This is a genomic window from Bacillus sp. CHD6a (assembly GCF_001293645.1).
Taxonomy (GTDB): Bacteria; Bacillota; Bacilli; order Bacillales; family Bacillaceae_I; genus Sutcliffiella_A.
In genome coordinates, this window is sequence record NZ_LBMD01000002.1 from 315,094 (window position 1) to 335,453 (window position 20,360).

General features: G+C 40.6%; 22 protein-coding genes. 13 read left to right on the forward strand and 9 right to left on the reverse strand.

What is annotated here, in order from left to right:
- Positions 1–484: 484 nt before the first annotated feature.
- Positions 485–1,213, reverse strand: coding sequence for a TspO/MBR family protein (locus AAV98_RS04235; RefSeq protein WP_060664301.1), 729 nt, complete (start codon positions 1,211–1,213; stop codon positions 485–487).
- A gap of 189 nt (positions 1,214–1,402) precedes the next feature.
- Between AAV98_RS04235 and AAV98_RS04240 the strand changes: the two genes are divergently transcribed.
- From AAV98_RS04240 to AAV98_RS04250, 3 genes are all read left to right on the forward strand, one after another.
- Complete coding sequence (locus tag AAV98_RS04240) at positions 1,403–2,731, forward strand: polysaccharide biosynthesis protein (protein ID WP_060664302.1); 1,329 nt, start codon at positions 1,403–1,405, stop codon at positions 2,729–2,731.
- Between the two features lie 301 nt (positions 2,732–3,032).
- Entirely contained in the window at positions 3,033–3,887 is an 855-nt protein-coding gene (locus AAV98_RS04245) for a YitT family protein (RefSeq protein WP_060664303.1), read from the forward strand.
- Between the two features lie 134 nt (positions 3,888–4,021).
- Entirely contained in the window at positions 4,022–5,113 is a 1,092-nt protein-coding gene (locus tag AAV98_RS04250) for a nitric oxide synthase oxygenase (protein ID WP_060664304.1), read from the forward strand.
- Positions 5,114–5,840: 727 nt separating this feature from the next.
- Here AAV98_RS04250 and mreBH read toward each other — a convergent pair.
- The gene (gene mreBH / locus AAV98_RS04260; RefSeq protein ID WP_060664306.1) at positions 5,841–6,848 is read right to left on the reverse strand and encodes a rod-share determining protein MreBH; all 1,008 of its coding nucleotides are present in this window, start codon (positions 6,846–6,848) and stop codon (positions 5,841–5,843) included.
- A 212-nt stretch (positions 6,849–7,060) separates the two neighbouring features.
- On the opposite strand from mreBH, the gene AAV98_RS04265 reads away from it, so the two are divergent.
- Positions 7,061–7,633: a hypothetical protein gene (locus tag AAV98_RS04265; RefSeq protein ID WP_060664307.1), complete on the forward strand. Its 573-nt coding sequence runs from the start codon at positions 7,061–7,063 to the stop codon at positions 7,631–7,633.
- Positions 7,634–7,668: 35 nt separating this feature from the next.
- On the opposite strand, the gene AAV98_RS04270 is transcribed toward AAV98_RS04265, so the two are convergent.
- Complete coding sequence (locus AAV98_RS04270) at positions 7,669–8,340, reverse strand: class F sortase (protein ID WP_060664308.1); 672 nt, start codon at positions 8,338–8,340, stop codon at positions 7,669–7,671.
- Positions 8,324–9,124: a DUF4397 domain-containing protein gene (locus tag AAV98_RS04275; protein ID WP_060664309.1), complete on the reverse strand. Its 801-nt coding sequence runs from the start codon at positions 9,122–9,124 to the stop codon at positions 8,324–8,326. The genes AAV98_RS04270 and AAV98_RS04275 overlap by 17 nt, the downstream gene beginning before the upstream one ends.
- Before the next feature lie 330 nt (positions 9,125–9,454).
- On the opposite strand from AAV98_RS04275, the gene AAV98_RS04280 reads away from it, so the two are divergent.
- Positions 9,455–9,772: a hypothetical protein gene (locus AAV98_RS04280; protein ID WP_060664310.1), complete on the forward strand. Its 318-nt coding sequence runs from the start codon at positions 9,455–9,457 to the stop codon at positions 9,770–9,772.
- A gap of 183 nt (positions 9,773–9,955) precedes the next feature.
- A complete protein-coding gene (locus tag AAV98_RS04285; protein WP_231687690.1) occupies positions 9,956–10,405 on the forward strand; it encodes an NUDIX domain-containing protein in 450 nt (149 codons plus the stop codon).
- A gap of 125 nt (positions 10,406–10,530) precedes the next feature.
- Here AAV98_RS04285 and AAV98_RS04290 read toward each other — a convergent pair whose 3' ends face one another.
- Positions 10,531–11,826, reverse strand: a complete 1,296-nt coding sequence (locus tag AAV98_RS04290; protein WP_060664312.1) for an NCS2 family permease — start codon at positions 11,824–11,826, stop codon at positions 10,531–10,533.
- Between the two features lie 194 nt (positions 11,827–12,020).
- Here AAV98_RS04290 and AAV98_RS04295 point away from each other — a divergent pair, with 194 nt between their 5' ends.
- From AAV98_RS04295 to AAV98_RS20785, 5 genes are all read left to right on the forward strand, one after another.
- A complete protein-coding gene (locus AAV98_RS04295) occupies positions 12,021–12,389 on the forward strand; it encodes a DnaJ family domain-containing protein (RefSeq protein ID WP_060664313.1) in 369 nt (122 codons plus the stop codon).
- Between the two features lie 355 nt (positions 12,390–12,744).
- Entirely contained in the window at positions 12,745–13,422 is a 678-nt protein-coding gene (locus tag AAV98_RS04300) for a response regulator transcription factor (RefSeq protein WP_060664314.1), read from the forward strand.
- A complete protein-coding gene (locus AAV98_RS04305; RefSeq protein ID WP_060664315.1) occupies positions 13,419–14,843 on the forward strand; it encodes a sensor histidine kinase in 1,425 nt (474 codons plus the stop codon). The genes AAV98_RS04300 and AAV98_RS04305 overlap by 4 nt, the downstream gene beginning before the upstream one ends.
- A 104-nt stretch (positions 14,844–14,947) precedes the next feature.
- On the forward strand, positions 14,948–16,189 hold the full coding sequence (locus AAV98_RS04310; RefSeq protein WP_060664316.1) for a S1C family serine protease: 1,242 nt from the start codon (positions 14,948–14,950) through the stop codon (positions 16,187–16,189).
- A 66-nt stretch (positions 16,190–16,255) separates the two neighbouring features.
- Complete coding sequence (locus tag AAV98_RS20785) at positions 16,256–16,390, forward strand: hypothetical protein (protein WP_269433430.1); 135 nt, start codon at positions 16,256–16,258, stop codon at positions 16,388–16,390.
- A 334-nt stretch (positions 16,391–16,724) separates the two neighbouring features.
- Here AAV98_RS20785 and AAV98_RS20170 read toward each other — a convergent pair whose 3' ends face one another.
- The 4 genes from AAV98_RS20170 to AAV98_RS04320 form a co-directional block, all read right to left on the reverse strand.
- Positions 16,725–16,889: a hypothetical protein gene (locus tag AAV98_RS20170; protein ID WP_156317619.1), complete on the reverse strand. Its 165-nt coding sequence runs from the start codon at positions 16,887–16,889 to the stop codon at positions 16,725–16,727.
- A 336-nt stretch (positions 16,890–17,225) separates the two neighbouring features.
- The gene (locus AAV98_RS04315) at positions 17,226–18,092 is read right to left on the reverse strand and encodes a metal-dependent hydrolase (protein WP_060664317.1); all 867 of its coding nucleotides are present in this window, start codon (positions 18,090–18,092) and stop codon (positions 17,226–17,228) included.
- A gap of 89 nt (positions 18,093–18,181) precedes the next feature.
- A complete protein-coding gene (locus tag AAV98_RS20175; RefSeq protein WP_010191663.1) occupies positions 18,182–18,349 on the reverse strand; it encodes a hypothetical protein in 168 nt (55 codons plus the stop codon).
- Between the two features lie 255 nt (positions 18,350–18,604).
- Entirely contained in the window at positions 18,605–18,829 is a 225-nt protein-coding gene (locus AAV98_RS04320; protein WP_010191662.1) for a DUF1128 domain-containing protein, read from the reverse strand.
- Between the two features lie 191 nt (positions 18,830–19,020).
- Between AAV98_RS04320 and AAV98_RS04325 the strand changes: the two genes are divergently transcribed.
- Together AAV98_RS04325 and AAV98_RS04330 are read left to right on the forward strand one after the other, a co-directional pair.
- Positions 19,021–19,377, forward strand: coding sequence for a YtxH domain-containing protein (locus tag AAV98_RS04325; protein ID WP_060664398.1), 357 nt, complete (start codon positions 19,021–19,023; stop codon positions 19,375–19,377).
- 54 nt (positions 19,378–19,431) lie between these two features.
- Positions 19,432–20,256, forward strand: a complete 825-nt coding sequence (locus AAV98_RS04330; RefSeq protein WP_060664318.1) for a YihY/virulence factor BrkB family protein — start codon at positions 19,432–19,434, stop codon at positions 20,254–20,256.
- Positions 20,257–20,360 lie beyond the last annotated feature (104 nt).

The window sequence follows — 20,360 nt, forward strand, 5'->3', positions numbered from 1 at the left end:
AAAGGAAAAGCATATTCCTTTTTTAGACTTGCTTGCTTTATCATGGAATGACTCCTACCACGGGTGAAAAAGAGGAAACATTGTCCTCATAGGAGGCGAATGACACCCGCCGCATGTGAAGTGGAGGAAACATTGTCGTCATAGAAGGCGAATGACTCCCGCCGCAAGTGAAAAAGAGGAAACATTGTCCTCATAGGATGCGAATGACACCCGCCGCAAGTGAAAAAGAGGAAACATTGTCCTCATAGAAGGCCAATAACTCCCGCCACAAGTGAAAAGAAGGAAACATTGTCCTCATAGAAGGCGAATGACACCCGCAGCAAATGAAAAAGAGGAAACATTGTCCTCATAGAAGGCCAATGACTCCCACAGCGAATGAAAAAGAGGGAACATTGTCCTCATAGAGAACGAATGAAACCCTCCTCGGTAGCAAATAAAGAAACATTGTCCTCATTCACCAATCATCCATGAGATAAAAATGTATCTAATCTTTCTTACCCACTTTTCCTCCAAGCAATGTCATCACCAAGATCACGGCAGCCAAGGCATACGCAACATATGCGACATTGCTGTAGTCTGCCATATTCTTGACACCGATTCCAATAAATGCCCATACGAACACAAGCGGATAAATCCAGTCTTCTTGAGAAATCCGGAACCATATTGCCAAAAGCGTGGCCACAACAAGCATAATGACCGTCCAAGTTACATCTGATAATCCAAATCCATCCCAGCCCTTTTCAACCAAGACATAACTGATATTGGCAATGGTTGCGACACTAATCCAGCCAAGGTAAATGGAGAACGTTGCAAAATCCAGTTTGCCGGGGTTAGATGCGCGCATTTTTGTATAAAGTGCGATAAGTGTTAGCAATAAGCTTATCATCACAACAACCGTCGTCACCCAGAAGCCGTAATGCCACAATATTACCCAGGCACTGTTCAGTAAGCAGCTTAAGACAAAAAGTCCACTGGTGTTCACATATATCGGCAGGTCCCTGCGTGATTTAGGAAACTGACGAATGATCCATATCCCAAGCAATAGATAGATTAAACTCCAAATGGAAAATACATAGCCTGCCGGTTGAAATAGAACGGTGATACGGTTGGCGATATCGCCTGTAGTAAGACCATTAAGGGGAAGGGCATTAGCAAGATAATTTACAACTATGACCAAGATAAATGCTGCGATGTTCAATAAAAGCCTCCACATCCGAAACACTCCTTTCTTCTCTCTACTATTACTATTCCTTTTGCCGAACATACATAACCATCCTAATATGCCAGGGATAAAGAATAAGTAGAAGGACTCACATCATTCCAGCCATATTTTCACAACTTGTCTCATAAAATAGGAAATGGATTTGCATGAGTGAGAGTTGGAGAGGGGACAATTTCGGCTATGAATAAATTTTTCAAAGGGACACTCCTTCTGGCAATTGCCGCCTTTCTAGGAGAAAGCATAGAATTTATTGTAAACATGGTATTGGCAAAAAATCTCGGAGAAGAAGGCATGGGGCTTTATATGTCTGTTCTTCCAGTTATTTTTCTGGTGGTGGTCATCTCAAGTTTGGAATTGCCTATATCTATTTCCAAATTTGTTGCTGCCAAAGAAGAGAAATATCATCAAAGCATGCTTCATCATGCTATGAGGCTGACCATTGTGTTTACCATGATAGTGCTATTTGTTGCAACTATTATTCTTCCATTTGTTCCGGTTTTTCAGCACTACCATCCACTTGTAAAATGGTTGATTCTGATTTTGATACCGGTCATTTCTTTCTCATCTATTGCGAGAGGATACTTTATGGGACTTCAACATATGGGGAAAATCGCGATTTCGAACTTTTTAAGAAAAATTGTGCAACTGAGTCTACTTGTTCTTGTTTATCACTTCTTCCATTTTACGTTGGAGGTTTCCATCCTGATCGCACTTTGCACATTGGTGGCGACGGAGCTAATTGTCTGTTTATATCTTCTCTATATGTACAGGCTTCAGTATATCGAGTTAAAAACGAAGGCAGCCGCTCGAATTGATGGTAGAACTGTGAGGAAGAGCTTGCTTGAGGTCTCCATTCCTACAACCGGGATGAGACTTTTCCATGCCGTCACCAATGCGTTACAACCTTTCCTTATTAAAATTGCGCTTATAAAAGCAGGTCTTAGTCATACCATCGCACTAGAGGAGTTTGGGCTTCTTGCAGGAGTAGCGCTGTCTATTGGCTTTTTTCCTGGATTTATTGCGCACTCTTTGTTGATAGTCCTGATTCCCACTGTTTCAGAGGCCCATGCGAATCAAGATTTTAGGAAGATGCAGAGGCTGTTAAAGCAAGTGATGATTATTACCTTTATTTACGGCATTCCCATAGTCATGGTCTTTTACCATTTTGCCATTCCACTGACCAATGTCTTTTTTGAAAATTCCCATGCTGCATCTTATGTGCAGCTATTATGGCCATTCTTTCTTTTTCATTTATTTGTCTCACCGTTACAGGCATATTTAATAGGTCTGGGGTTAATCAAGGATGCTTTCTTACACTCTATCTGGTCAACATGTACGTCATTTATCCTTATGTTTTTTCTCGGTTCACTTCCGAGTTTGCAAATGAACGGGGTGATCCTTGGCATGAATACGGGAATGGTGCTTTTAACCTTGATGCACTATTTTACTGTTTGTAAACAAATCCATGTCACCTTATGGTTGAAAAGGATAGAAGCTCCCTTTGTTTAAGGGTCTCTTATTTAAGGTATTGTTTAGACACCGCTGTTGATTTCCGCAAATGGCTTCGCTTTCCTAGAGGCGGTGCTTGAGTCTCTTCGCTCCGCTGCGGGGTCTCAAGCTACCGCTATCTCCCTGAGTTATTCAGTGGCTTGCGTTTAAGAAGAAGAAATATTTAAACAAACGTTTGACTCACGTGAAAACAATTAATCCGCTTTCAATTGTGCAACTTCTTTTTTATGTGTTTACATGCTTGGTCGAGGTCTTTATAATCCCTACTAGACTGTAAAAAACTAGAGGGAGGCTGACCGTTATGAACAAACATTTGAAAACACTTTTATTCTTGCATATAGGTCCTCTTTTTGTTGCGATACATGTACATTTTTTTCTTTCTCCCAATAGCTTGGCAACAGGGGGAGTAAGTGGACTTTCCATCATCTTAAACGATGTGTTCCCGATGTTATCTATCGGTGTGTTAATGTTGATTGTCAATTTACTTTTATTTGTGGTGGGTTTTTTACTGCTTGGATTCGGATTTGGAGCAAAAACGATTTATACGAGTGTCATGCTGTCAGTAATGGTATGGCTCTTAGAGGCGTTTTTCCCTATGAGCGGTCCAATTAGTGAGGACATTCTAATTCAGTTAATTATAGGGCAATGTATTGCGGCTCTTGGAATGGCGCTTGTATTTAATCAGCGTGCTTCCACAGGAGGCACCGATATTATTGCCTTGATTTTAAATAAATATTTTTCTGTTGATATGGGCCGTGGCGTATTGTTGGCAGATATTTTTATTGCTTTGTCTTCCATCTTGGTTTTCGGACCCGAAGTAGGGATGTATGCCGTATTCGGCGTCATTTTAAATGGTTTGGTTATTGACTACGTTCTTCAACAAGTGAACGAAATGCGTGAAGTGGTCATCATAAGTAGTGAAAGTGATCAAATTCGCTCCTATATCGTGGGGCAGTTGGGCCGAGGAGCAACCATACACTATGCAAGAGGTGCCTTTACCTCTGATGAAAAAGAAGTAATCACGACCATCTTAAACAAAAAGGACTTCTCTAAATTAAAAAAGTTCATCGGTACAACGGACGAACAGGCGTTTATTACCGTTCATAATATGAAAGAAATATTAGGGCAGAACTTTAAACAATTGGTGACGAAGTGAGTTTTGGGGACAGGACCCTCGACCCATTTGCGGGTGAGGGTCCTGTCCCTATTTATTACCAGCACCCGAAAATTTCATTTCCTGTGCCAAAAAAGCTACAATAGGAGAAGGGAAATTTAGTTGAGGTGGACATATTGGTAGAAAAAAAAGAAGTTCTTATAAAAAAGGCAGAGGAATTCATCCTGCAAAGTTATCAGGAATTGGGAAAGTCAAAAGACGAAATAGATTCCAGGTTGCAGCTCATAAAGGATGAAATAGACCTATATGGATATTATGAACATACATATGAAGAGTTGTCATATGGTGCTAAAATGGCTTGGCGCAACAGCAATCGTTGCATAGGCAGGCTTTTCTGGAATTCGTTACATGTACTAGACCGTCGACACTTAGAAGACGAAGCGGATATTGCAGAAGCATTGATGCATCACATTGAATTTGCAACAAATAATGGAAAAATAAAGCCTACAATCACTGTTTTTCGACAGCAAAAAGTAGAAGGGAAGCAGTTGCGTATCTGGAATCATCAACTCTTGCGGTACGCTGGATATGAGTCCGATTACGGAATTATCGGAGACCCTGCATCCATTGATTTTACGGGAAAATGCATGGAACTAGGGTGGGAAGGGGCAAGGACCCATTTTGATATTTTGCCATTGATTGTACAGGTGGATGGAGCGGAGCCGAAACTTTTTACCATTCCAAATGACATTGTACTTGAAGTGCCTATTGTGCATCCTACTATGCCTGCGTTTGATCATTTGGGCTTAAAGTGGTATGGAACTCCATTAATTTCTGATATGCGATTAGAGATCGGGGGCATTCACTATACTGCCGCCCCATTTAACGGCTGGTATATGGAAACAGAGATCGGTGCGAGAAATTTCGCGGATGTTGATAGATACAATATGCTTCCCAAAGTTGCTTCCCTGATGGAGCTCGATATGAGTACGAATTCGACAATGTGGAGGGATAAGGCGCTGATAGAGTTGAATTTAGCGGTAGTTCATTCCTTTAAGGAAAAGGGTGTCAGCATTGTCGATCATCATACGGCAGCCATGCAGTTTAAGTATTTTGAGGAGCGGGAAGCACAGAGCTGCCGACATGTAACAGGAGAATGGGCGTGGTTAATTCCACCGGTGTCCCCTGCTGCCACACATATCTTCCATAAGTCGTATGAGAATAAAATAGTGCTGCCGAATTATTTTTATCAGGATAAGTTGTATTGAATGAGGTCTCTTCCCATGGAGTGGGAAGAGGCTTTTTCATTAGGTTAGAAAGTATATTAAACTGTTGATCTCCGTTCCAGGCGCTTCGCTTGCCTGCGGGCGGTCCGTGAGCCTCCTCAGGCTTCGCCTTCCGGGGTCTCACCTGTCCCTTCCTCCCGCGGGCGTCTACGCGCCTTCCACTCCAATCAACTAGGTTATTTCATTTCCTTAAGGATTTGTGAAAAATCATCTAACGGAGTTAACTGAAAAAGCACTAACATCTCGTTTGCGTAATTTCCAGCTGTGGTTTGGAGCAAATGGAGGAGGCTCCAGCGGGGGAGAAACGGTAGATTGAGACCCCGCAACGAAGGAAGCCACTGAAAAACTGATAGCCTAAAGTTTTTTATGATTTCTAGCTGGTGATTGTAGCAAAAGGCGAAGACTCCTGAGGGAGCTAGCGCTAGGTGGAGACCCCGCTGGCGTAGCCGAGGAGGCTCCAGCAGTGCCCCTAGGAAAGCGAAGCCTAGTGCGGAAATCAACAGCAGTGTTTAGTAAATTTTTAAAATCAAGGTCTTTTTCAGTGGCTTCCAACGAAGTGAGGAGGCTCGAGCACCGTCCCGCGGAAAGCGAAGCCATTTGTGGAAAGGAACAGCGGCAATTAACTAAACAACTAAAGTTTGATGAAGTTTTTAGACAAACAAAAACCGAGCCCTAAGAAGAGCTCGGTTTTTTTTATCTTATTTTTTTATCAAGTAGCAGCCTTTTGCAACTTATGAATAACAGTCAATGATTTTCCTGTCCCGATCGCAACAGACTCCAATGGATTTGGTGCAACATACACAGGCACAACAATTTCATTGCTTAACCATTCCTGCATACCGTTCAGCAGCGCTCCGCCACCAGTAATGATAACTCCTCTGTCAACAATGTCTCCACTTAGTTCAGGAGGGCAGTCTTCTAGTGTTGCACGAATTGCTTCAAGGATGTGCAACAAAGATTCTTTAATTGCTTTTTGGATTTCAGTAGAGTGCAATTCGATTGTTTTTGGTAGACCTGTTACAAGGTCACGACCGCGGATTTCCATGGTGATTTCTTCATGGTCCACTAGTGCATAACCAATCGTCATTTTAATTTGCTCAGCAGTACGCTCACCAATTAATAGGTTGTAATTTTTGCGAACGTGGTGCACGATATCATCATCAAATTGGTCTCCGCCTACACGGATAGAGTTACAAGATACCACACCGCCATAAGAGATGATCGCTACCTCAGTTGTACCTCCACCGATGTCCACTACCACGTTTGCTACAGGCTCATCAACAGGTAAGTCTGCACCAATGGCAGCCGCTACGGGCTCTTCAATCAAATGAACATGCTTTGCGCCACAGTTTTTAACAGCGTCTTGAATTGCACGACGCTCAACAGACGTGGAGCCGGATGGTGTACATACAACCACACTAGGCTTACGGATGGAGAAGCCCATCGCTTTTCCCGCTTTTTTCATAATTTGTTTTAACATGCTAGTCGTAATGTCGAAATCGGCGATAACGCCATCCTTCAATGGTCGAACAGCCACAATTCTTCCTGGAGTTTTACCAATCATGTTTTTCGCTTCTGTCCCAACAGCAAGCACGGCCTTTGTTTCTAAATCAATTGCTACAACGGACGGTTCATTGAACACAATCCCTTTACTTTTACTATAAACCAGCGTATTCGCTGTACCTAAGTCGATCCCAATTTCAGTTGTTGAAAACATAATCCATTCACCCAATCTTTTAGTTAGTTAGTTTAGGTCTCTTATATACTTTCTACGAAGAATGTCGTTTTGTGGGGGTGAATGAGCTAGAATAATATGGTAATATATTTAGGGGAATGTAAAGAGTGGATACTATATATAACTATTAGAAATTCATGGATTTTACCGGGTAGTTATGTTATATTCTAGAAAAAAACGGGGAAATACTGCCTATGATTTTTCGTAATGAGCAAGAAAAAATGGAAGAACTAGAAGATGATCACTTTTGGGAAATTAATCCGAGAACTGTTACTTTTTTCTTAATGGCGATGGCCCTAATTGTGGGAATCATCACATTTCTAAGTTTTTATGATGGGATGAAAGTGAAGAGTCAAGAAGAAGTAGCGAATTATGTAAATGAAATGAATCAACTTTTGATAAAAAGTAAACATTATTCCGATTCTGTGGAAGACTCCCTAACGAATGGTACCATGGCTGCTTTTGCCAAAGAAGACGAACAGGAATTTCGTACCCTTATGGTTACTGCAAGTAAATTGTCTGTACCTCTAAAGTGGGAAGCGCATCAAGAAGCAGCGGCAGGACTGATCACTGCGAGGTATATGTTTTTCTATCAATATCAGCAGAATGTTAGGCTGGATGGAGAAGAAATCGAAGAAAAGTTGACTGAACTTGAAAAGTTGGAAAAGGTAGAGAAAGAAGTGCTCCTTTCTTCGTTCGATGCTTCAAGTATTACCTATCGGGAATCTGAAGAAGGAAAGATCACCTTCTCCATTAAAACCTATTAAAAAACCTGAAGTTCTCTTTTTTTTATAGAGAAGCTTCAGGTTTCTTTTAATTCTGTATAAACAACCAGGCGTTCTTGATGGTTGTTTGTTTTACGATCATATAGACCTGTGCAAGTAATCAAGTTTAATTGTTGCTTGTTTGTAGGTCCAAATATAGTCCGAATCGGAGCTTGATCGTATGGATAAGCTTCTTTCCCTTTGACAACAAAGGTCAAGGTTTGCTCACCATCTTCCACGATAATCTCGTCACCGATCTCCAAATCTTTTAAATAGAAAAAAATGGCGGGGCCGGTATAGTCGTCAACATGTGCAGCTAAGACTGCATTTCCTTTTGCACCAGGTTTTGTTCCGGGCTCAAACCAAGCGACAGTTTCCCCATCTTCCGGAACAGCCATTGCACCTGATTCATCGAGTCCGTATGGTTTCACCTTTGCATCAACATTGATGGCAGGAATGGTGAGCCGAGTAGGATCGATGCCTTTAGGAGGAGTAGAAACTTCTGATTTGCTTGGCTCTGTTTGTTTTTCTTTATCAAGTGTAATAGGTTTCTCATCTACCTGGGAAGCTATTTCTTCCGCCGGAGCTTTGACAGACTCCGGTGGAAGATTTGGATCAGCTTCATTTTGTGAAAAAGAGGTGCATGCTGTTGAGAAAACTAGAATGCTACCTAACAGGCCTATTAGCCTACTATTATTTTTGTGCAGCAAAGCGACGCACTCCAACAGCCGCTGCTCCAACCACTAGAAGACCGGCAATTAAAGCCCAAGAATTCATGCTATTTGATTGAGATGCACCACCCATACCTGTTTGAGGCATTTCGCTTGGCATCATCGTGTTATCTTCTAATACTAATACTTCAATGCTGTCTACTGTGTTAATTGCATATACAGAGTAAACTTTATTTTCCTCAAGCATTGTACCAGATAAGTCTAATACTTGCTCTCCACCATCGGCAGTACGAACTTCCAAATCATACGTTCCAGCATCTAGTGTCATGTAATCTGTTACGGCTTTAAATTCAGCACCAGAGAATACGTCATCTCCACCAATTAAACCAACATTTACTGCAGGTGCATCAGGTGAGAAGTGACCTACACGAATTTTTGATTGTCCCTCAGCTACCATGTTGTCATCAGTAGTAACAGATAATTCAAGGTTTTCCAATGTGTTGATTGCTGCAACTGTATAAGACATTCCAGCTTCTACTGTTAAGTCAGTTGCGATGACAGGATCTGCTTCGCCCATTGTTCCAGCTGCATAGATTTCTACTTTGTGCGTTCCTGCTGGCAGGTTCATGTAATCAGTAGCTGCTTTAAATTCTGCATTCTCCACTGTTGCTTCTCCATTTACATAAACATCAACTGCCGGGGCATCAGGTGAAGCGTGAATGATACGAACCATTGCGTGATCATCTGCACTTGCAAAGCTTCCTAATACTGAAAATGCCAAAATACTTGCGATACCTGCAATCAATAAACGTAACTTCTTCAAACGAATCTCTCCCTTTTGTATAATTTATGTACAGGTGATGTTCATCTCCTGTATAACTACTATATACCACAATACTTTGAATTAAAACTAATAATATGCTCTTGAATGTGCTTTTTAAAAAAATGATGTTGTTTTATGAGTGAACAGTGCGGGTATTACAAGACTATAAAACAAGGAGGCGATAATATGAGTAAACTATTTAAAAGAGTGTTTGTTGCGGTGTTGCCAATTTTAGTGAAAGAAGGATTTCGCTATTATAAAGAAAGAAAAAGTACGTCCACCAAAACAAAAAGTGCATAAGGATATGGTGTTGAAAAGGAGGTAATTCCGATGGACAAGTTTATGTACTATGTAACAATGGAAACGGGTCAAATTCACCGGGAACCTTTTGACGATCAGGTTAAATATTATGAAGTCCTAGCAACACAGGAAGAAATTCATGAAATTGAGAGACTTTTTGAGGAATTGCATAAGACAGAATATAGTCCTGATGCGTTTAAAAGCCCGTTAAATGAAAAAAGCACTCAAGAGCACCGGAACAAGCAACAATTAATTCTTGATAAAATTATTGTAGCCATTTATGAACTTGGTACGGACGTGACAAAAGAAGAGATTCGAACGATGAATGGAATGAACCAGCGTGTTTAATGAAACGCTGGTTTTTTTATGGGGGTAGAGTGTGAGATTGGTAGCATCTAACCACAAATAAGAACAATATGGAATAATTTCTTTGGAATAAAGACCTATTTTTGCCTATGCCTCGGGCTTTCCGTTGAAAGTGGCGTTCGACCACGTTAGACTAGGTAAAAAAGTAGTGTTAGGAGTATTCCTATGATGAGTAAACAAAAACCGATTAGTATGTATCCTGCAGTGGCAGTGATCATCTTTGATGAACAAAAGAGAATTTTATTACAAAAGCGAGCAGATGTGGGTTTGTGGACGATTCCAGCCGGGCATGTTGAGCCAGGTGAAACAATTGAGGAAGCGGCTGTGCGCGAGGTGTATCAAGATACAGGACTGATGGTCAATCCATACCGACTGATTGGAGTGTATTCTGACCCCGAATCACAAACCTTCGAATACCCTGATGGGCGCTTAGTCCAGTTTGTGACATCCTATTTTGAAGCGGAAATTACGGGAGGAACTACAACTAAGAAGGACCCTGCATTGATTGAGCTAGAATTCTTTGCCCCCAACAAATTGCCCCATGACCTCTTGCCCATGCATCCAAGATGGCTCGTCGATGCTTTTTCAGATCGACGTGAAGCGTTTGTACGGTGAGAGGGTGTAACTATTTAGTATTCGACGCTAACTAAAAAAATCCTTGAGGGGTCTGACCCCCTCAAGGATTTTTTTTCATTCTTTACTTATATATATCAATCAATCTAAAATCAATCTTTGAACCATCAATGCACATTTGTTAGAAACGTCAGGAAGAAGAGTGCCGCGATCACGTAAAGTGGAGCGGAGACTTCTTTTGCTTTGCCTAGTACCAGCTTCATGAGCGGGTAGGCGATGAATCCGAATGCAATTCCGTCTGCGATAGAGTAAGAGAATGGAATCATTACAATTACTAGAAAGGCAGGAAATCCTTCTGACAAGTCTTGGAAGTCAATTTGCTTCACAGATTGAAGCATAAGTACACCAATAATGATTAAGATTGGCGCAATCGCACTGCCAGGAATTATTTTAATGAAGGGAATTGCAAAAATGGAAAGCAAAAATAGGCTTCCTGTCGTTATTGCTGTTACACCGGTTCTACCGCCAGCGGCAATGCCTGCAGCCGTTTCCACAGTCGAAACGGTAGGGCTGGTACCGAAAAATCCACTTGTTAAAATGGAAATTCCGTTTGCCTGGAAGGAACGTTTGAACTTTTCGGGGCGGTTAATCATTCCGAGGTGTCCGTTAATAAGCCCGATGTTCTCAAATAGGAGAACCATCGTTAAAGAGAAGACAGCCACTAAAAACGTGAACTCTCCAATCTTTGCAAATGAAACGGCACCAAATAAGGAAAGATAGCTATCCATCGGTAAAGCACTTCCTCCAACATCAGAAAAGCTTACCACTCCTAAAACAGCAGCAATAATTGTACCAGCAACAATACTAATTAAGAAGTTGGCTGGGACATTTCGCATAAATAACGTAACGGCTAAAATAACAGTCAGAATGGTGGCAATCACATAAGGAGAAGAAACATCACCTAGTGATAAAAGGGAGTTTTCACCCTTAACGATAAGACCGCCTTTTTCTAAACCGATCAGGGTCAAAAATAAACCTAACCCAACCGTAATCGCATGCTTTAAAGAGCTCGGAATCGCCTCGAGTAGCACTTGTGCAAGTTTGGTAAACGAAATAATCGTTACGATCACACCAGAAACCACTACGACGCCCAATGCTTCTTGCCAGGTTAATCCCATAGAGTGAACCAACGTATAGGTAAACATAGCGTTAATTCCCATACCAGGAACAAGGATAATCGGCGCATTTGCCCAAAATCCCATCAGCCAACAGCCCACTACACAAGTGAGGATAGTGGCGATGATTCCGGCTTCCATCGGAATACCTGCTTCTGCAAGAATCGTTGCATTTACAGCAATAATGTACACAATGGTAAAGAAAGAGATCATTCCGGCCATCATTTCACGCTTTAGAGTCGTCTCATGACCAGCCAAATCAAATGAATTCTTCATCCATTGAAGCATAAAAAAACACCTTATTCAGTTTCCCTCTCCCACCCGGCCGCACAGGACCCACAAACATGTATTATAACGCGCAAACATCCTTACGACAATAGTAAATTTAGATACGCATTGTTGGAATGTTCAGAAAAAATACACATTCTTTTATATATAAATGGGGTAAAATGGTAGTAATGAAATAGAAAAGGGTGAGTGTGATGGACTTTTTTCGACTAACAGATGAAAAAATCAAAAAAGCTTATGAAGATGGAGAATTTGAAAACCTGCCAGGGTACGGTAAACGTTTGGAGCTTGAGGACTTATCAAATGTCCCTCCAGAAATGAGAATGGCCTACAAAATGATGAAAAATGCTGGAATGATGGAAGAACAACAAGTGCGGACAGAGATTGAATATTTGGAGGACCTTATTGAAGGTGCACATAATGAAGCGGATGAAGCTCGTTTGCACCAAAGGCTGACTGAAAAACAGCTTCGTCTTCAGCAACTCATCCAAAAGAAGAAAAAAGAAGCCAATTCAGCCGTTTTTAAAGACTATCAATCACAAATCATGAAAAGGCTAGACTAATTTAGGAAATTTGGACAGATCCCCTGGTTCGGTTTAAGGGAATCTGTCTTTTTTGTGAGGGACAAAAAGATTTATCCATTGTAAAAAAGTTTTATCCATGCAAAAGAAGGATATATCCACTGTAAAAAAATATATCCATCATAAAAAACTTTTATCCATGGTAAATAAGGCTATATCCATATTAAGAAAGTTAGCCAATTTTTACATAGACGTTACACCAACATTACACTTTCAATTCTCATCAAATTCTCATCCCACCAGCACCAATATTTAGGTAGTATAAAAGAGAGACTCAAAATTAGGCAATTCGTCTAAAATAAATCATAGAACCCACACTTAAAGTGGAGGTGCAACCATGTGCAAAGTACTTATAATAGAAGACGAAAAAAATCTTGCTCGCTTTATTGAGTTGGAGTTACAATATGAAGGTTTTGAAGTTGCCACATCCTATGATGGGAGAGAGGGACTTGATCTCGCATTAAAAGAAGAGTGGGATATAATCTTGCTGGATTTGATGCTTCCCGGACTTAGTGGGATGGAAGTTTGTCGAAGAATACGAGCAGCCAAAGTCACGCCAATCATTATGTTGACTGCAAGGGATAGTGTGATGGACAAGGTATCAGGTCTTGATAGTGGTGCAGATGACTATATGTCCAAACCATTTGCTATTGAGGAGTTACTCGCTAGAATTCGTGCCCTTTTTCGCCGTATGGAAGCAAAGAAGGAAGAGGCACAAAATATCCTGACATTTAGAGAGCTGAATGTAGACCTGGATGCAAGAACCGTCACGAGGGCGGAAGAACAAATTGAACTGACAAAGAGAGAATTCGATTTACTTGTGGTGTTTATAACAAATATTAACAGGGTGCTGACAAGGGAACTATTGTTAGATAAGGTATGGGAACTGGGTTCGTACGCTGAAACAAATGTTGTAGATGTTTATGTCCGTTATTTGCGCAATAAGATTGATAAACCTAACGAAGAGAGCTATATCCAAACAGTGCGAGGGACAGGTTATGTGATGAGAAAATGACTAAATTGCAAACATATTTAAAACAGCTGCCAATCAGGTGGAAAATTACTATTTGGTCTTCATTAGTATTATTCGTCCTTTTTGTAGCCTACAACTCTGTACAATATTATGTAATGAGAACGTGGATGATTGAACAAGAAGAACAAAATATCCAGGAAAAGATGAAAGAGATACAAGCATATTTCTCCGAACAACCATTTTTTGTAGGAAGGTCTGAGATTGTAAACAGCAGCGGCTTTATTGAGAAAGTGAATGAAACGAATGAGCTGATCCGTGTTATCGACAGAGAGGGGACTTTGCTGGTTGCAGTTGCAACAAATCTCCCTCGAGAATTACTTATCACTCCAGTAGAAAGTAAAAACCTTGAACATGTGAAGGTAAACGGAAAACATTATCTCATACATCGAAACCCAGTGATTACCAATGGATTTATTGGGTACATAGAAATAATAAGAGACTTAAAGAATTATGAGCGGCTGCGAGGGTTGATCTTCCTTGTAACGTGGTCTGCTGGTGCTGGAGCCATCCTTTTGAGCGGTGTAGGCGGTATGCTTATTGCCAAACAGCTCCTTGCCCCTATCCAAGCGCTTACGGATACAATGAAACGAATTAAGATGCGCGGCTTTAAAGAACGGGTGCTGCAAGATAAAAACCAAAAGGATGAGATAGCAGATCTGTCCAATGTTTTCAATGAAATGATGGATGATGTGGAGATTTCTTTCCAAAAACAAAAGCAATTTGTAGAGGATGCCTCCCATGAATTGCGCACTCCAATATCGATCTTAGAGGGACATCTGAAATTGCTTAATCGTTGGGGAAAGAATGATCCTGAGGTGTTGGAAGAGTCACTTAAGGCTTCCCAACAGGAAGTAGAACGGCTCAAAATGCTTGTCTATGAGTTGCTGGAACTCACCAGACTGGAATCAGACAGATTGGAGTTAGCTGAGGACTTTATACAGCCTGTCCATGTGGTAGAAGATGTTGTAAAGAAATTCACCCTGCTCTATCCTTCTCTCTCATTTAAGTATGAGAATAACGTAAATAGTGATATGAAAGTAGCCATAGCAGAAAGGCATTTAGAGCAGGTTCTCATCATCTTACTTGATAACGCAGTAAAATATTCTAAAGATTCCACCACTGTTGAAATTGTGACAGAACAATTCGAAGAGCAATTTACATTATCCATAAAAGATTATGGCATTGGAATTCCACAAGATGATCTAGAAAAAGTTTTTGATCGTTTTTATAGAGTTGATAAAGCACGCAGCAGAGATAAAGGTGGTCAAGGACTGGGACTCTCCATCGCTAAAAGAATGGTGAACAATTATGGAGGTACCATATTAGCGGATAGTATAGAAGGAGAATGGACGATGATTACTATTAAGCTGAATGGTGTACTAGAAGGAACACAACAAGAGTAGCGCAACTGTAAATTTCTCATCATATTCTCATTTTTCTTTAAGATTACTTTCATCCTAATAGGGTTAAATAAAAGTAGATAAAAAATTGATGAGGTGAAGCGAGTATGGGTTATTATGACGATCATGTAACTCAAAAGAGGACTAGGAAAGAAAAAAGCTTCGGAAAAGTAGTCTTTGCAGCGGTAACAGGAGGAGTTGTAGGTGCACTAGGGATTGTAGCTATGTTACCTGTCCTTTTGGACTGGGGGTTTTACATGGATAACAATAATGCAGGTGCAACTGAATCTGCACCTATGAGTGTGGAAACCAACTCGGTAGTTCAAACAGACCAAGTGGAATACGAAAAGATACAAACAAACATCACTAATGCGGTAGAAAACGTTTCTGATGCTGTAGTTGGGGTAGTTAATATACAAAATGGCGGAAATTCCTTATTTGATCCACGAGGTGCGCAGGGAGATCAAGAAGCAGGAACCGGCTCGGGTGTTGTTTACAAAAAGGAGAACGGTAAAGCTTATATTGTAACTAACGCACATGTTATTGACGGCGCTTCGAAAGTAGAAGTGAGCTTGGTAGATGGAACAAGAGTGGAAGCTGAAGTAGTTGGCAGCGACGCCCTGACCGATTTAGCGGTATTGACGGTAGATGATGCAAACATTAAACAAGTTGCAACTTTCGGAGACTCTGATGCAATTACTCTTGGTGAACCAGTCATTGCTATTGGTAACCCTCTGGGACTTGAGTTTTTTGGATCTGTCACTCAAGGAATCATTAGTGGAAAAGAGCGGATTATTCCAGTTGACATAGATCAAAATGGCCAGCCTGACTGGGAAGCGGATGTTATCCAGACGGATGCAGCCATAAATCCCGGGAACAGTGGAGGAGCGCTTGTAAACCTTCGTGGCGAAGTTATTGGGATCAACTCCATGAAAATTGCCCAATCAAGAGTAGAAGGAATAGGATTTGCCATCCCTATTCGTGCTGTTCAACCGATCATCGAAGACCTAGAGAAGCATAAAGAAGTCCAAAGACCTTTTATGGGAGTAGGCTTAGCTTCCCTATCTGATGTTCCTCTAGAAGCACAAAGGTCTACACTAAAGCTTCCGGAAGAAGTGAAAAGTGGGATCGTCGTTACAGGAGTAGAACCAACCTCCCCTGCAGATAAGGCTGGTCTTAAACAATATGATGTAATCGTAAAACTAGATGACCAAGAAATAAAGGATGCACTAGGTTTAAGGAAATTCCTTTACAGCCAAAAGAATATCGGTGATACGATGAAAGTTACTTATTATCGTGACGGCAAGTTGGAAGAAACGGAAATGAAACTGGTTAAGCAAATGTTCTAGTGTAGAACAGAAATTAAATATGTATGTGTGAAAGTCCAAAAATCTAATGAATAGAGGGATTGAAACATGCAAAAACCTGTAGTGAAAGCCAAAAAAGGAATCGACGTCAGGAAGATTGTCGATAAGTATAAAGCTAAAGGAATTAAGGTAGAAGTTGTAAAGCCAAGGTTAGATCTAATTAAAGGCTTAAGCCCACAATAACTATATATACTCCCCCCTTAAATATATATAGGCGACAAGTTATCAAGATTGATAACTTGTCGCCTTTTGTGATGTTTATCATTTTTGAAAAAAGCTCTTTTAAACAACGCTGTTGATTTAGGCACTAGGCTTCGCTTTCCTAGGGGCACTGCTGGAGCCTCGAGGGGTCTCCACCTAGCGCTAGCTCCCAAGAGTCTTCGCTATTGCTCCAATCAACAGCTAGGTTGCTGCAAAAACCAACAGTATGCTTTACCAGAGCCTTGAAAAAAGAAGTATTAATACGGTCAAACTAAAAAACCGGACATTTGTCACGGTTTTGTAAAGGGCGATCTATTTATTTGATAATCAGTTCTTGAACCATGTATTTTTGATAGATGTGAATAATTTCTTCATCATCCAATCCTAGAACTTCTTCACGCAGGTGGCCTTTGTTAGCTAATGTCTGTTCTACACTTTCACGTTCCATGTCCGTTAAAAAATATCTCTTTGAAACTATCATCTTCTAGCACCTCGTTTGTTTTAGTATTTAATGATAGTATTCCCAGTTTAGTAGAATAATATACATTAAAACTAAAAAAAATGAAAAATTTCTGATATCCCTCAAACTCCGCTGTTGACTTCCGCAAATAGCTTCGCTTTCCTAGGGGGCGCTGCAGGACCCTTCTCGGCAAGCTGCGGGGTCTCCACCTAGCGCTATCTCCCTCAGGAGTCTTCGCCTTTTGCTCCAATCAACAGCTAAAAATTAGATATCAGAAGGAGTCTCGCGTCTTTCACTTCAACCACAAGTGGAAATTGTTAATGCATCGCATTTCCTGATTATCCAAGAATAAAATGATTACTGTTTTTCTATATATTCAAATAGGAATGATTGGCCGTTTCGGTAGAATCTTGGGTCGTAGATGCCGAGTCTTTCTTGGTCATCAACAATGACGACGAAGGGAGACCATTCGTATAAGGTTTTTGCTTCTGGAACTTTGGCAAATAGAGTGTCCAAGTCGGCCTCTTCGGCTGATTTTAAGGTGTATTGCAATTTTGGACTAGTGAAAAGTGCATCGTCAAAGATTTCCACTGTATGTTCGTTTTTCCCTATGACAGAAAAATGCCAAGGGAGGAAACTTGCAGACAATGCGACTTGCTCGTATTTATCTTCGTATTGCTTGTACAACAGATATCCTTGGCTCGTTTGTAAAGCAACGTGGGCAATGATTAATATCCATACCAAACGATATAAAAGATGTCTCTCTTTATTCCAAAGCTTTCTGGCGAAAAAAGCGATCGCTATAATTGTCCAGATAACAAAGTCCACGATAGGAATGGTGCCAAAGGTTACTCTTATAGAGGAGAAGGGTTCTAGATAGCCGGTTCCCCATGCATTAAACAAATCGGCTGTGTTATGTATGAATACAGCAATAAGCGGAACCCAGAGAAAGCGCCAATCTTTTCTTTTTAAAAACCAAATACTGAGTAAAAAGAAGAGCAAAGCCCATATCGGAACCATAAATAACGAGTGAGTTATGCCTCTGTGCCACATTTGATACATGCCTTCTGTGTCCCAGAGGCTGGAGATGACATCACTGTCCGGAATTTGACTGGCCCCGACAGCTGTAACAAACATTGCTATTTTAGTCTTTTTGTCATCTTGGCGCTTGTCTACTGCGCCGTATATGGTCATCCCGAAAAGTGTGTGGGTAATAGTATCCACGGTAAGCCACCTCATTGTATGTCTATTTCTTTTTTCATTTTACCTTATTAAGGGTAAATAAAAAAAGAAACAACCTTCTGGAGGCTGCTTCACTTTGCGTTTATGGATTCATTTTCTTCTGTCGGTTCTGGAGGCAGAGGATCGATTTCGATGGCGTCTTTTTTGTTTAGTCCTTGTGAGACATTATAGAGAAAGATGCCCATCAATAAAAATAATAATAAGACAAACCCTATGGTTGCTGCGTATAGAAAAAACATGCTTATCCCCCCTCTGTACACTTATATGCACAAGGGTGCGTGGCTAGTACAATGCTTCATTCTACAAGTTGATTTCCGTTCCAGACGCTTCGCTTGCCTGCGGGCGGTCCGTGAGCCTCCTCGGCTTGCGCCTGTGGGGTCTCACCTGTCCCTTCCTCCCGCGGGCGTCTACGCGCCTTCCACTCCAATCAACTGAGTTACTGCTTTAAACATATTAAAAAAACACCTACCGAAGTAAGTGTTTTGTAAATCAAATTATTGTTTACGTAGGTTGCCGAGTTCTTCTGCGATTGCTTGCATTTCGTTCGGACTGAATGAAGGTTTTCTCATGACAAGTTCATAAATATCTTTTAACTCTTCATACATTTCTTCATCAAAATGGGAAGGTTTAATGGCGCCAAGGTTTAATACTTTAAGTTTGCCTTTGATGGCTTCAATCATATATTCTACATTTTCTGTTGATTTTTCTGTTAAGTTCATCTGAACCGTCCTTTCGTTCCATAGCTTTTCCTTATTTTATCATGAATGGAGAGAAAACAGTATCTTCTTCTCGAAACTGGGGTATGAAACTATAACAAGATTCGTGAAAGTTTCGAAATATGTTTATAATAAAGGTATGATGAATGGAAGATGTAAGAAAAAGAAAACTGATGGATAGGAGAGAGATTGATATGGGGAACAGAAATAAATTAGTCGATGGTATGTTGATTGGAGCGCTTATCGGTGGGGCCATTTCTTTATTAGATAAAAACACAAGAAACACAGTCATACATAATGGCAGGTGTGTTGGTTCAAAATTAAAGTATGCGGTGCAGCATCCACAGGAAATTGCGGATTCAGTACGTCATCAAATTGAATCTGTAAAAACAACGGTGGAAGATGTATCAAGGGATATAGATTATCTTCGTTCTAAAGTGAATGAGTTAAAAGAAACGACACCTCAAATGCTTGAGATCGTTACCGAAACTAAAGAAGTGATTGCCAAGCATTTGGATTCAGCAGAGCGAAAGAATAAAAACTTGTCGTAAGCTGGACTTGCTCACAATAGAATAGAGTAAATGATACGTGCTGGAGGAGAGTGAATGGGAATATTACGTTTTGGAAAACAGCTGTTTCATCGCCTAGACCGGAATGAAGCATTGGGAATGTCAGCAGAGTTAGCGTATTTTTTCTTATTATCTCTTTTTCCATTTCTTATTTTTTTACTTACCTTAATTGCTTATGTGCCAATTACACAGGATGATGTGCTGGGAATGATTCATCAATACGCTCCAGGTGATACGATGCTTCTTATTGAATCGAATGTAGTTCGTATATTAAATGAACAACGTGGAGACTTATTGTCTTTTGGGATCATTGCGACGATTTGGTTTGCTTCCAATGGAATTAATGCCATTGTTCGGGCGTTCAATAGGGCATTTGATGTTAATGAGAACAGACATTTCTTTATTGTAAGAGGGACGGCAATCTTGTTAACCCTTGCGATGGTATTTGTCATTATTGTGGCGTTATTATTGCCCGTTTTTGGTAGGGAGATTGGGTTGTTCATTTTTTCTTCCTACGGTCTGTCGGAAGAATTTATTACCATTTGGAATACCATTAGGTGGGGAGTAAGTTTTGTCATTTTGTTTTTTGTTTTTACTTGTTTGTATTTGGCTGCACCAAACATCCGTCTTCATTTAAAGGATGTGTTGGCAGGGTCTTTTTTTGCAACAATCGGATGGATGTCTGTTTCGATATTGTTTTCCTATTATGTGAGCAACTTTGGGAACTATACAGCAATGTATGGAAGTCTTGGAGGAATCATTGTTTTGCTTGTATGGTTTTATCTTTCAGGTCTGATGATAATCATTGGTGGGGAAATCAATGCAATCTTGCTGCAATGGAAGAAAAGCTTTGTACGATAAAAATTCCCAGATGAATTTTTCTCTCTAAAGGGAAATCTATTGTAGAAAGACACTCTAACCAAATCGGAGGGACCTTTCATGACAAAGCATACGAAAAAAGACGG